The organism is Paenibacillus harenae DSM 16969 (assembly GCF_000422465.1).
GTDB classification, from domain to species: domain Bacteria; phylum Bacillota; class Bacilli; order Paenibacillales; family Paenibacillaceae; genus Pristimantibacillus; species Pristimantibacillus harenae.
In genome coordinates, this window is sequence record NZ_KE383843.1 from 687053 (window position 1) to 699883 (window position 12831).

At 52.7% G+C, this 12831-nt stretch carries 10 protein-coding genes; 1 reads left to right on the forward strand and 9 read right to left on the reverse strand.

What is annotated here, in order from left to right; all coding sequences use genetic code 11:
• Positions 1-47: 47 nt before the first annotated feature.
• The 8 genes from H581_RS39365 to H581_RS0122610 form a co-directional block, all read right to left on the reverse strand.
• Positions 48-2267, reverse strand: a complete 2220-nt coding sequence (locus H581_RS39365) for an AAA family ATPase (protein WP_051251229.1) — start codon at positions 2265-2267, stop codon at positions 48-50.
• A 32-nt stretch (positions 2268-2299) separates the two neighbouring features.
• Positions 2300-3520: a PP2C family protein-serine/threonine phosphatase gene (locus H581_RS35075; protein WP_051251231.1), complete on the reverse strand. Its 1221-nt coding sequence runs from the start codon at positions 3518-3520 to the stop codon at positions 2300-2302.
• Positions 3521-3557: 37 nt separating this feature from the next.
• Positions 3558-3902 carry an STAS domain-containing protein gene (locus H581_RS0122585; protein ID WP_028611990.1) on the reverse strand — a complete coding sequence of 115 codons (345 nt, stop codon included), beginning with the start codon at positions 3900-3902 and terminating at the stop codon, positions 3558-3560.
• Complete coding sequence (locus tag H581_RS35080) at positions 3899-4384, reverse strand: ATP-binding protein (RefSeq protein ID WP_051251233.1); 486 nt, start codon at positions 4382-4384, stop codon at positions 3899-3901. Before H581_RS35080 ends, H581_RS0122585 begins: the two co-directional genes overlap by 4 nt.
• Before the next feature lie 106 nt (positions 4385-4490).
• Positions 4491-5915: a copper resistance D family protein gene (locus tag H581_RS35085; RefSeq protein ID WP_051251235.1), complete on the reverse strand. Its 1425-nt coding sequence runs from the start codon at positions 5913-5915 to the stop codon at positions 4491-4493.
• Between the two features lie 68 nt (positions 5916-5983).
• Positions 5984-7096, reverse strand: coding sequence for a GerAB/ArcD/ProY family transporter (locus H581_RS0122600; RefSeq protein ID WP_028611991.1), 1113 nt, complete (start codon positions 7094-7096; stop codon positions 5984-5986).
• A 19-nt stretch (positions 7097-7115) separates the two neighbouring features.
• Positions 7116-8201 carry a Ger(x)C family spore germination protein gene (locus tag H581_RS0122605; RefSeq protein WP_028611992.1) on the reverse strand — a complete coding sequence of 362 codons (1086 nt, stop codon included), beginning with the start codon at positions 8199-8201 and terminating at the stop codon, positions 7116-7118.
• Positions 8194-9711 carry a spore germination protein gene (locus H581_RS0122610; protein ID WP_036719602.1) on the reverse strand — a complete coding sequence of 506 codons (1518 nt, stop codon included), beginning with the start codon at positions 9709-9711 and terminating at the stop codon, positions 8194-8196. The genes H581_RS0122605 and H581_RS0122610 overlap by 8 nt, the downstream gene beginning before the upstream one ends.
• 163 nt (positions 9712-9874) lie before the next feature.
• Between H581_RS0122610 and H581_RS0122615 the strand changes: the two genes are divergently transcribed.
• Positions 9875-11254: a Glu/Leu/Phe/Val family dehydrogenase gene (locus H581_RS0122615; RefSeq protein ID WP_028611994.1), complete on the forward strand. Its 1380-nt coding sequence runs from the start codon at positions 9875-9877 to the stop codon at positions 11252-11254.
• A gap of 149 nt (positions 11255-11403) precedes the next feature.
• Here H581_RS0122615 and H581_RS35090 read toward each other — a convergent pair whose 3' ends face one another.
• A complete protein-coding gene (locus H581_RS35090; RefSeq protein ID WP_051251237.1) occupies positions 11404-12738 on the reverse strand; it encodes a vWA domain-containing protein in 1335 nt (444 codons plus the stop codon).
• Between the last annotated feature and the right edge of the window lie 93 nt (positions 12739-12831).

A 12831-nucleotide genomic window follows, 5' to 3' on the forward strand; every position in this document is an offset into this window, starting at 1 on the left:
TCTAAACAGACTCGTTTTTTGTCGAAAACAATCTATGAAAGAATCGATCAAATATAGGGCTCGAACGATTCTTTGACGACGATTTTCCCCATCTTGTGCAGCTCCTGGCGGGTAGCGCGAATCATATGCTTCATTCCGATCGGGGCCTGCTCGGAGGCAGCCATAAAAGCGGCGGCGAGCACGATATTTTTAATATGCCCTCCGGACGCATCGACGCGGGCCGCCAGAAACGCGAGGTCGAGATCCTCGTCCAGCGGCGCTTCCTTCGGCAGCAACGAACGGAAAATAAGCTCGCGCTGAGCCGCGTCCGGAAACGGGAATTTAACGATCGCCTGCATTCTGCGCAAAAAGGCCTCATCCATGTTCTGCAGCAGGTTCGTAGCCAAAATCGACACGCCGTCGAAGGTTTCGATGCGCTGCAGCAGGTAGGCCGCTTCCATATTGGCGAAGCGGTCGTTTGAATCCTTGACCTCGGTTCGTTTGCCGAACAACGAATCCCCCTCGTCGAAGAATAAGATTGCCCCGCTGTTCTCCGCCTCCGCGAACAGCTCGCGCAGGTTTTTTTCGGTTTCGCCGATATACTTGCTTACAACCCGGGACAAATCGATGCGGTATAGCTCAAGACCTAATTCCCCGGCCACAACCTCTGCCGCCATCGTTTTTCCCGTGCCCGGAGGCCCAGCGAACAGCATGCTTAGACCCCGACCGTAAGGAAGCTTGCTCCCGAATCCCCAGCGGTGGAACACCGTTTCACTGTATTTATATCGGCTGCAGGCATCCTTCAGCAGCTCCATCGGCTCAACCGGCAGCACAAGATCCTCCCACTGCCTGACAAGCGCCTGCTTCACGGCAAGCTCGGACAAACGGTGCTGCACCTGCGTTCTCGAAGCGGCGGCGTAATCCTCCAGCGACGGCTCCGCGCGCCCGCTCCAATCCGCAATCCGTCTAGCCTGCCGGTACATGCCCGCAATCTGTCCGGCTGTATAGGCGTATTTGTCCGCAAGCAGCCGTAGCATCCCGTCAACGGCCTGCCCATCGGAGTACCGTCTCCATAAATGCAGCCGTATTTCAGCTTCCGGTATGACGATCGGCCTATGAATCCAGACGGCCTTCCCGGGGAGCGGCAGCTGCGAGGGTCTGCGCTCCAGCCGGGACAGCCAAATGGCCGTCGGAAAATGAAGCGAATCCGCATATTCGCAAAGCGCGGCCCGAATTCCCGTAAACCGCCCATCCGCCCCTTCCCTGCCTTCCTGCGCGAACAGATCGCCGGCTCCTTCATCCAGGCCCAGCACGGCGCCTGACAATATCGCCTCCCGCACGATATGCTTCAGCTGCTCCGCGAGCGTATCCGCTTCCTTCGCAAGTTTATCCAGCCCGACCAGCAGCAGCGGCCGGCCTTCGCCCTCGGCCAAATGCCGGGCGTGCAGCTTCTTCCCTGCTCCGGGCGGACCGCTTAAATGAATGAACGGCAGCTGCCGCATGGCGCCTGCCTGGCGTTCCTCCCCATTCTCATACCGCGTCCGTTCCATGCCGACCGCCTTCCGCAAGCTTTCCTGAAGCTGCTCATCGAACAAAAGCCCGGGGGCGGGATCATCGGTACCGTGAAGGGAAGCAACTCCCGCAATTCTAGTATCCAGCCGTTCCGTCTCCAGCAGGAAGGAGACGATTCGGGAATCTAATCGCAGCGGCAGCTTCAGCGAGCTCCGGTCGGCTGCGGCAGCCGTTTTATCCGCTCTGAAGACGAATTTCCCCAGCGCGGAGTGACCCGCCAACCATCGCCGTGCCGAGTGGATGTCCTCAGCCGAATCGCCGAGCAGCCGCAAGGCAAGCCACGCGGTCGGAGCGCGAAGCGTCACGTCGTCATTCAAATAGCCGAACCAGCTCTCGAAACGGGGGTCGAGCTCGGCGGCCAGACAAAGCAGCACGCAGCGCCGCTCCCATGCCGTAAGCTGAAAAGCCCGAGACAAATAAGCGAATGGGAGGAATATCCCTTCGCTTATGCTGGCTCCTGCAGCCTTCTCGAATTCAGCCTCGGCCTCTAAGCGCGCCTGCCGGAACCAGGCTAGGGCATCGGGCTCGCCGCGCCTCTCCGATTCCTGCAATGACCGCTCGATATCCGCTGGATTAACGACGAGTCCCCGCATCATTGCCGGCGTCTGCCCGTCGGTCTCCCTGCTCTCGAAATCGGCAAGAAGAAGACGGATCCCCTGCTCTAGCATGGCGAGCTCGTCACTTAAATAATCAAATCCGGTTTTATACATTCGCATAGTGATTCACCCTTATTCGGAAGGCCTCGCGCCTAACGGCGCATGAGGCATAGTACCGCAATGTCGTCGGATTGAGGCGCGCCGTCCGCGAACATAAACACATCCATCAGCAGCGCGTCGATAATTTCAGCGCTGGAGTAGCCGGATGCTTGTGCTAAGAAAAGCTGCAGCCGGTTCGCTGAATATTGCTCCTGATCCGCGTTCTCCGCTTCGGTTATGCCGTCCGTATACAGAACGATGCGATCCCCGCGTTCGAGCGCAATCGTCTGATCCTTATACGTAAACTCGGGGAAGGACCCCAGAGGTATTCCTTTCGGAAGCTTGACCGGGAGCACCTCGCCATCCGCCTTCACGACGTATGGCGTACAGTGGCCTCCGTCGCTCAGCACGACTTCACCGGTTGATATCTTCAACACGCCGCATACGATAGTTGCAAACAGCTGCGCATTGTCGGTACAGAGCTCATCGTTTACTTTCTCAAGCAGCTCGCCCGGAGAGAGCTCCGAATTCATCTTCCCTTTGATCAGCGACAGCGTCATCGCCATGAACAGCGCCGCCGGTATCCCTTTGTCGGATACGTCGCCGAGCGTAAAGAACAGGTTGTCGTCGTCAATTTTAAAAAAGTTATAAAAATCGCCTCCGACCTCCTTCGCCGACCGGAGAAGCGCGCATACGTCGAACGGTTCGTTAGCCGAAGGCATGATCGTCGGCAGGAAGCTGAGCTGTATGCTCCCTGCAATCTGCAGCTCGCTCTCGAGCCGTTCCTTCTGCGCGGTCGCGTGTTGAAGCTCGTTCACCGATTTCTCTAGCGCTTCATAGAGGAGCGCGTTATCGAGAGCAAGCGCGAACGGCTCGGCGAATTTCGCCAGCGTCTCACGGTCCGTATCGCTGAACGACGCCCCTCCGCGCTTGGCAGCCGCTTGCAGAACGCCAAGCTTACGGCCTCTCGCCATCATCGGCACGGTCACGACGTCGCCGCTCCCTGGCGCGCTTGTCATTAGTCCGGTTCCCGGTCCGGTAACGGCGTCATCAGCTAGCAAGGCTGCCGTTTCCTCGGCGAATACCAGCTTCCTGGCCGCTTCGTTCACTGCATGTAACAGTTCTGGTTTATAAAGCGAGGAATGCATCTCCTTGCTTAAATCAAACAGCATCTCCGCCCGCTTCAGCTTTGCGGCCAGCCGGCGGTTCCGAACATACATATAAGCCGCCGCGCCGAGGCCCGCCGCGCCGATTAACAATTGAATACCCGACAAGACCGGTACCGCCTTTCTGGCTTCTGAATGTTCATCATCAAGCGCTTGCGCTTATTTTCTCAAGCGCTTCTTCCCGTGTTGCCGCCATTTCCAATATCGTCGTAAAGCCCGACATTTCGAATACATCGTATACCTGCTCGGTTAAGGACGCGCAAACCATTCGGCCTTTCGATGCCCTCAGCTTCTTCGCGGCTACGAGAATAACGCGAAGTCCCGCGCTGCTTATGTACTGTAGCCCGCTGAGATCAAATATAAACTGCTGCTTTCCTTCAGCGAGAAGCTGGAGGAAAGCTTGCTCCGCGACCGTTGCGTTGCTGCCGTCGAGCCGTCCCTCCAATGGAATAATCGTTACCCCGTTCTTTTCAGTAGCTTGTATGTTCATCGCCCGTGTCCCCCTGCAAGTTGTTGATCGTTCTTGTCCGCGGCGCCAAATTGCTTCCGCATCCGAAAGCGGTTCAGCCCTTCGGCGTATTCATAATGAATGTCGTCCATTAACCTTTTTACAAAAAAAATACCCAAGCCTCCGATCGGACGATCCTCCAGCTCAAGGTCCAGCAGTGCAAGCGGGTCCGCTTCCTGCAGCGGATTGAAAGGGATTCCCCCGTCTTCGATCATGACCTCGACGCTGTTCGGGGATGCTTGAATCAGGACATGGATAGGATGCTCGCCGCCTGAAGGGAAGCCGTAATTCACAATATTAACGACAAGCTCTTCGCAAGCCAGCGAGAGGTCGAGCACCGCCCTCTCCGGCCAGCCGGCTTCAGACCCGACCACTTCAAGCCCTTCATTCAACCGATGAAGCTCATCCATCCGGTTATACAGCTTAATTTCACGATCGATGGGAAATTGCCAATCGTTCGACATGCGCTACCTCCCGATTTGAATCTGACGTATCCTAAGCTTAGACATTCTACGAAATGAGGTTGAATCCTGCAAATCGTGTCGAATAATTTCACCTTGTGATAAACTCTTAATCGTTGCGGAACGGAATAGATTGCTTCGTTTCCCCGCCGGCTTTGTCAATGATAACAAGCTCGGCCGTCCAAGCGCCGCGTGTATACAGGTCCACCTTGTCGGCATAGAAGGCCGTTTCCTTAAAGCCTGGGAACGATAGCTCGCTGCCGGAAAAATCGCTAAGCAGAGGAACCTCGATACCTGCGCGGCCCGGATATCGGTCCGCCCGCAGAACGAGTTGAACGGAAGCCGGGGCGCCAAGCTGCTCCGGCAGCCACACCTTCAGCGTCAGCCGATTCGGGCCGGGACCGTTAGGCGTTATCCCCAGCGTGTAATGGAGCTTATCGCCCATTTTATGATAGGAAAGCGGTTCGGTATCGGGAACGGGGCTCATATAGGTGAACAAGCTTGCGATGATGATGATCAGGCACATCAAAACGCCGTCAAGCTTCAGCAATCCCCCCCGCGGGAGCTCATGCCGCTTCACGCGCCGGCGCAGCAGATAGCCCGTCCCGATAACGAGCAAGACGAGCAGCCCTTTCGCAAGCAGCAAATTCCCCCAGGTTGTATAAAGCAAATACCGCCAAGAAGGAAGCAGAAGGAAGGTCATTCCGACTCCGCTCAGCGTCAGCAGCAGAATCGTCAGCCATGCCATCTGCGTAAACTTCCCGGCGAACCGCCCAGCCTCCTTTCGTTCTGACCGCCAGAACAGCAGAAGCAGCATTAACCCGCCGGCCCATAAGGCCGAACAGACGAGATGGATGAAGTCCAGCACGATGGCCAGCGTATTGGACGGCAAGGCATTAACATGTCCGTTGAAGCTTTCCACCGCCAGCAGAAGCAGCGCCCACAGCGCTTTGAAGGAATCCTTAAGCTTCAGCGCGGCGAATCCGATGAACGATAGCAGAATGAGCGCGAGCCAGGAGCGGCCGGGCGAGGTTTCGGTCAGCAATCGGAGCCATTCCCGCGGACTGCCGCCGGTATAGCCCTTTAACAATTCACTCATGTGTACGAATACGAATAAAAGGATAACGAGCAGCAGCCCTCTCATCGCCGGCAGCCCCCATTTATCCAAGAGCTTTCGCTGAACGGCGTCCGCTTCCGCAGGTATCGCAACGGACCAGAGCATCAAACCCGCCGCAAGGGACAAGGCGAGGTAATAAGCGGAACGTACCGCATAAAATATCAGTTGACCCGCCGTTATCCCGCTATCTGCGCGGCTGGATGCCGAATGGTCATGGCCGACCTGCTCATGGGGATCGAAGCTGGAGGCGAGATAGGCGGGAGAAGCGGTATCCGCCAGCGCCGACGCCTGTTCCGAAGCAATCAGCAATAAAGCTGCCGCTTGTATCGTCAGCAGCAGCACTGTAATAGAGATATAGTTTATCCTCTTCCGGAATAAGGACGGAGCTTTTTTTTGTCCATGCGGCAGGTTACTCACGATGTCACTTCCTTTAGATTGTTCAGCTACAGTGTACTAGACAGCCGTCAAAAGAACAATCCGTTATCCTAACTTCCATTAGCCATGCCCTCTCTTTTTTTAAACCGCTTGCTCACGCGAATCCATATAAATAGCAGCGGAATATAACCGTACAATAGAATCCACCCCGACAAGGCCAACACGGAATCCAGCCTTTCAATCGTCATCGGGCTCTTCATCGGAAGCAACACAACAAACACGAGGCCGCAGGTAATCCATAAGGATGGTTTTGCTTTCATGCCGATCGTGTTCTTCAAAATGCGGACGCCTCCCCACAAGCCGACGCAGCACGCGGAAATCATCACGAAAAACCACATAAAAATATAGATGTAATCGAATCTTTCGAGAAAAGGAAAGCGAATGATTTTGGACAAAATAAGCGTAGGCCAGATGGTATGCTCCAACTGTTGAATGTTAAAGAAGGAAAAGCTAACAAACCCGATTATTAAAGGAATTAAAGTGGAATGCGCAACCGCGATATGGGCCCATTTCTTGGACTTTTCCTGATTTTTGATAAAAGGATACAGAAGAAGCAGAAACTCAATGCCTAACAAGGTGCTCAACGAATGATAGGCCGACTCTGCAAACTCATAAGCGTTATGGTTGAACAACGGGAGAAAATTCGTCAAATGCCCTTGTTTCAACGGAAAATAGAGAGACGGTATGAGCAGGGAGGGGATGATGACACAGAAGAGTGAAATACCCGTAATGACCCTTAAGCCCCCGGAAACGATGTAAGCGGAAGTCAGCAGCAGCAGGACCGATAAGGACCATAACGGGGTATTTGGAAATACCCACACATGGATGACCTCTAAATAGGACCTCATTTCATTTATGATAAAGATAAGGATATAACCATAGAACGCGAGAGTCAGAAGGCTTCCCAGCCGCTTGCCGAATAACTGGTTGTGCAGCGATATGATGTCTCCGTCCTTTGCATTTTCCAGCAAAAAAAACATGATCGCAATAATCAAATGAAGGCTGATCCCCACAGCCGCAAAAGAAAACATGGAATCCATTTCCGCCCCTTTAATGATGCGGCTTTGAAAAATTAGCAGGGTACTGCCCATTTGCGTGCCATGCAGTAAAAACCATAACAAATATGGAGATACGGTTAAGCTTTCCTTTACTTGTTTCCCCACGTGCATCCCCCTGACGCCATTATTCTCCGACTCCGGACTTGCTTAGATGCGTGCTAAATTGAAAATCGAATTTGACTTTTTCGTATTCTGCCGCATAAAATTTTTGTTCGTTCCAGCTTCTGAGACGGGATCTGACCAGATCACCGATTCCCAGCGGGTCAACCTTTGCATTCTCAAACTTGTGCTGTAGCGCCATAAGGCGGCTTTGAATTTGCTCTTCCAGTTGCCTTATCAACGACTTTGTATTTTCCTCCACGTCCAATGCAAACCATTCCGGATATTCATTAACCATCCCGTCTAACACGAAGGTAAAGGATACTCGGGTTTCGTTCTGATTAAAGATAACCTTCTTGTTCTGCTTGCCGTAGTTAACGGTAAATATAGCCGGCGATTCCTTCGAGCCCTTCCTGATGATAAAAGGAATATCCCCCCGCATCGCGTCGCCCAGCAGCAATTTAAAAAACGGCATTTCTTCCGGACTCAAAACGAGCTTCAACCGGTCATCCTTGAATATCCCGTATCCGGCAATCTCAATTTCCTTTTTTGGGTTCATTCTAAGATAAGGAACGGAAAAATCTCGCCCCGTGCCGTAAAAATCATACAGGACGGTTGAAAGATTAGAATAAGGAAGCATCTCCAGCTTCATATTTTGTTCGAGCAAATTGTAAGGAAGCTCTTGGCTTCCTTTGCCTGCCAGACTTTCGGAAACGGATGCAATAGAATCGTCAAAAACGGCCATAATCATATAGTTGCTGATTAAAGGGTCTCTGCAAATGGTTTTTAAAAAGGCGGCTAATCCTTCTTTGGCGACCTCCTTGCTGAAAGCAAGCATTCTCAGCTTTTCCATCCGGATCGGCTGCGAGGATTGGAAGGCCATCTCATTCAGGATCAGCCTTGTTTGCTTCGCTTTTCCTTGAAGCGCTTTTATTTTTCCTTGGTCCCCATAATCGGAATACAAAGCCGAGCCCGTATATCCGGTTTCGCTTTTGTCGAATCCAAGTACGGTCAAAATCCGGATATGGTCGACGACGCCTTCATTACTGCAGCCGGTCAGGACAAGCATGCCTGCGAAGGAAAGCAGCAGCAGCCGCTTCATGCTACTCATTGTTTAGATCCTCCTTGTCTTCCTTCGGATGATAGCGTTTAGTGGATCCCGGCTTTAAAAACTTGCTTCGATTTGTCACATATTGATACGAGGCACGGATGAAGCTGTCCGCGAGGTTACCGGTCCGAAACGGGAAAATCGGAACCAAATAAGGAGTCCCTAACGATTTTAACCGCAACAAATGCCCAAGAAGAACAATGAACCCGACAAAAATGCCTAGTCCTCCCCAAAGGGCCGCAAGCAGAATAAACGGAAATCGCAAAAGCCGGATCGTATTCGCCATTTTAAAAATGGGAGTCGTGAACGAGGCGAGCGCCGATAGGGCAACGATGATCAGCAAAATATTGCTCGTCAGCGCCGCGTGAACCGTCGCTTGTCCAATTACGATTCCCCCTACGATCCCTAACGTCTGCCCGATTTTAGTAGGCAGCCTCGCTCCGGCCTCCCGCAGCAGCTCGATCGTGATTTCGAGAAAGATCGCCTCTATTACGGGCGGAAACGGAACGTGCTGGCGCGATATGATAAGCGGCTCGAGCAAGACCTCCGGCAGCACCTCGAAATGATAGGTTAATGCGGCAACATAAAGCGGCGTGGCGAATATGGAGAAAACAACGCTCATAAGTCGAATGATACGGAAGAAGGTTCCGAGTATCCAAGGCAAATAATAGTCCTCCGGCGAAATAAAAAAGTCCAAAAAAGTAGACGGGCCGGTAATCACGTAGGGCGAATTGTCAGAGAAAACGGCGACTTGACCGGATATGATCGCATAGATAACGCGATCCACCCTTTCCGTCGATAGAAACAGCGGGAACGGCGTATTGGAGTTGTCCGAGATGATTTGATCAAGTATCGAGCTGTCAAATATTACATCAAAATCAATCGCTTTAAGCCGCTGTCGAACCGTCTGCACGTGCCTTGGATTCGTTACTCCGTCTAAGTACGCAATAATAACCTTTGTATTGGACAAGGTTCCGACCGTTATTTCCTCAAGCACTAATTCCGGTACGGCGATTTGCTGTCTTAACAGGTGAATATTGATGTCTATATTTTCCACGAAGCCGATTTTAGGCCCAACGACGCTAAATTCATTTTCGGTTTCGTTGCTCAGGCGATGGCCCTGCTCCGTTTTCACGTTAACCAGGATAAACTCCTGTTCCGCTTCGTTCAACTGAATGACGGCATAGCCTTTTATCAGCTTTTTCTCCGCTTCGGCTGCCTCATGGGTCACCTTCACCTCATCTAACGGGATGATGCTTTTAATATCTTGCAGGTTCTTTATATGTTCGATATTTTTTTGAATTTCCGATACGAGGTAACGGTTTATTTTCAAGCCATCCACAAGCGATTGATAATAGCTGATTCGTATCCCGACGGAATCGTCGTCCTCGATCGGAGAGAATTGATGAAAATCGCTGGATTTGCTTGCATATTGAAAAACCTCGGCGATCGTTGTCCGAGCGTTATTGCTTGAATTAACCGAATCCATAACAGGTCCATTATGCCGCTTCATAGTCTGCTCCTTGCCTACACCTGTAGTATGAGTTAACACCATTATGTTCGGTGATCCCAGAATCCATACATTCCTCGGGCAGCTGCTTTTTGGTTTTCATTCCGCGATATGGTAAGGTAAGGCTGTGCAATCATCTCATCCCTGAAGAGGAGGTCGTTTAGCAATGGCCAGTCAAACCGGCGCCATCGTACAGCAATCCTTAAACGCATTAATGGGAGACGAAGCATTTCTGCCGAACTTGCAGGAGCAGGCCCGCGAGCAGGCATTTCTATCGCTGGCCGCGATCCTTTCCACGCCCAATAAAGTTCACAAAGCGTTTCTCCGCATCACGGCGGACAGCGGCAATGTCGTGCGGATTCCTGCTTATCGGATTCAGCATAACGATACGCTCGGCCCGTACAAAGGAGGCATCCGCTTCCATGAATCGGTCAGCGAAGAGGAGGTAACGAATCTCGCAGCGCTTATGACGCTCAAGAATGCGCTTCACGAAGTGCCTTTTGGCGGGGGCAAGGGCGGGGTCGTCATTAACCCGCGCCAATATTCCGCGAAGGAGCTTTATCTCATTTGCAAAAAATACGTGCAATATTTCAGTGACGTGCTCGGTCCCGACAAGGATATTCCCGCGCCGGATATGGGCACGGGCGAACGCGAGATGGACTGGATGATGGCGGAATACAAGAGTATCCATCCCGGCCAGCCTTATCTCGGCAGCTTTACGGGCAAAAGCGTAATCAACGGCGGCTCCTTGGGCCGCAGGGAGGCGACGGGCAAGGGCGTTTATTTCACATTCCGATACATGATCCACGATTTTCTTAAGGCGCAGAGCAGCTGGCTGTCCGGCAGCGATAATCCGTTCGTGCAAACCGCGATCGCCCATTCGGGCCGTCCGCTGACGATTGCGGTGCAGGGCTTCGGCAATGTCGGCTCTGTCGCAGCGCTTGAGGCATACAAATGCACATATCTGCACAATAAAGTGACGGCGGTCAGCGACCGTAACGTGACGCTCTACAACCCGGACGGATTATCGATCCCGGCTTTAATCGATTACGCCGCGCAGCATCAAGGCGACCTGCCTGTAACCGAAGACGCGCTTGCCTCGCTTGGACTGAAAGCCCAAATTTTGGGGCGCGAGGCCGTGCTCTATTTAGATGTCGACGTACTCATTCTTGCCGCGCTCGAGGAACAGATCCGCAAGGATAATGTCGGCCAGGTGAAGGCGCGCATCATTGTGGAAGGCGCCAACGCGCCGGTTACGGGCGAAGCCGACGTAACGCTATCTTCGCGCGGGACGATCATTATCCCGGATATATTAGCGAATGCGGGCGGCGTCATCGTCTCTTATTTCGAATGGCTGCAGGGACGCGAGACGCAGTTCTACACCGAGGAAGAGGTGCACAAGCTGCTGTATGACAAAATGCAAAAAACGTTAAACGGTATTTTGCCCGTCTTCTTCGGCGACCCGCACCCGCTTCGCCAGAATTGCTACATTCAGGCCGTCATGAAGCTGTCTACCATGCTGTACCGCCAAGGCAAGCTTTATTGAAAAAAGGGCAAACCATCGCATAAGAAGCGGCGGTTTGCCCTTTAAACTTTTAAAAAATATTATTAAACGGAAAAACTCCCTATAAAACACTTGCATTCTAGAAGGAGAACTTCCGGCTATTTATGACTTTATTGCCAATGAGCGCGGTGCTACTCCTGTACGTAACGGTTGATCACTTCTACCAGCAAATCGTTCAGCAGCTTTACCTCATATTCACCGACGGCCGGCTCCAGATGATCGCCGCCGATGCCGCTGTCATCCGTCAGGAAAAGGTACGTGCCGCCTGTCGCAACTGACATGAAACGAAGCAAATATTCCGTATCCGCACTCACGCCGCTGGAGGCCACAGGAATGATGCGGATGCCCTGCGCTGCCGCCTCTTCCGTTAGCTGCTGCACTTCGTCAATGATCTGCGGATCGTCATGCGGCGGCGCATCCAGCACGAGAAACAGCAGCCGGGCGCGTGCCTCCCCGCTCCATTCATGCTTATGAATCGCGTCGCGCAGCGCCTGATCGACGGCTTCCGGATAGTCGCCGCCGCCTTTCGCTTGCTGCTTGCTGAACTGCTCGGTCACTTTATTGACATCCGTCGTGAACGGATACGGCTTTACTATATAATCATCATACTTATCCCTGTAGAAATTCGCGCTAAGCCGGATGTCAAGCTGATTCGCATGCTCATCGGATACGCGATTGACCACATCCTTAAGCTCCGCCTCCAAGTAGTTCAGCTCATCCTCCATCGAGCCGGTCGTGTCAACGACGAACATGAGATCCACCTGATCGGACAGCCGCGCTCCTTTGCCCAGATCGACCTTGACCGTTTCCTGCTGCGGAATGTCAAGCTCCTGCGTCGTTTTTGTTTCTTGGGCCGCATTAACCTGTACCGTGTATCGGCCTTGGTTCGCGGTATCCCGCTCATACAGTCCCGAATAGACGTAAGCTCTGCCTTCCGTATTCGTACGCGCTTTCCAGATCGTCTGCTTGCCGGCCTTCAACTGAACAGCCGCATCCGATACCGCTTTCCCGTTAGCGGTTACGACTACCTCAAGACGGTAAAAATTCCAGAAGCCCCATAGCCGCTTGCTTTCATCTCCCTCCTGACTGTTCAGCAAATTGCCGAACCGCTCCCAGGCGGCCAAATCATCCCACTCGCCGGCCGTTAATTGACCGGCCTGCATCTCGCGGTCCGGATTCGGATATCCGCGCTTTCCGCCGCCCTTCTCTTTTGTAGGCTCGCTTACGGATGAGCGGTCTTCTTCGGATGAGGTCGTGGATTGGTCTTCTGTCTCCGCTTTACCGGCAGCCGATTCGCCTTCGGATGGCGCGCTATCCGTTGAATTTCCGTCTGAATAGTCTCCCGCGTCATTCTGTGACGATGAGCAGCCGCTTAGCGTTAATATAACCGCAAGCAGAATCGCGATCATCAAGCTCGTGCCTTTTTTTAACCTGCTGTAACCTTTGAACGATTGACCCGCCTTCATCCATTCAGCCCCTTTTATTTGTATTTGATAATCTGACGGTGACTATTTTACAAATGTTGCATCTATGGGCGGTTAACATTACAATCGGATTCA

Coding starts and splice junctions, on each gene's coding strand:
- H581_RS39365 (WP_051251229.1), bottom strand. CDS start 2,267: ATGCGAATGTATAAAACCGGATTTGATTATTTAAGTGACGAGCTCGCC.
- H581_RS35080 (WP_051251233.1), bottom strand. CDS start 4,384: ATGTCGAACGATTGGCAATTTCCCATCGATCGTGAAATTAAGCTGTAT.
- H581_RS0122605 (WP_028611992.1), bottom strand. CDS start 8,201: ATGAGTAGCATGAAGCGGCTGCTGCTGCTTTCCTTCGCAGGCATGCTT.
- H581_RS35090 (WP_051251237.1), bottom strand. CDS start 12,738: ATGAAGGCGGGTCAATCGTTCAAAGGTTACAGCAGGTTAAAAAAAGGC.
- H581_RS0122615 (WP_028611994.1), top strand. CDS start 9,875: ATGGCCAGTCAAACCGGCGCCATCGTACAGCAATCCTTAAACGCATTA.
- H581_RS0122610 (WP_036719602.1), bottom strand. CDS start 9,711: ATGAAGCGGCATAATGGACCTGTTATGGATTCGGTTAATTCAAGCAAT.
- H581_RS0122585 (WP_028611990.1), bottom strand. CDS start 3,902: ATGAACATACAAGCTACTGAAAAGAACGGGGTAACGATTATTCCATTG.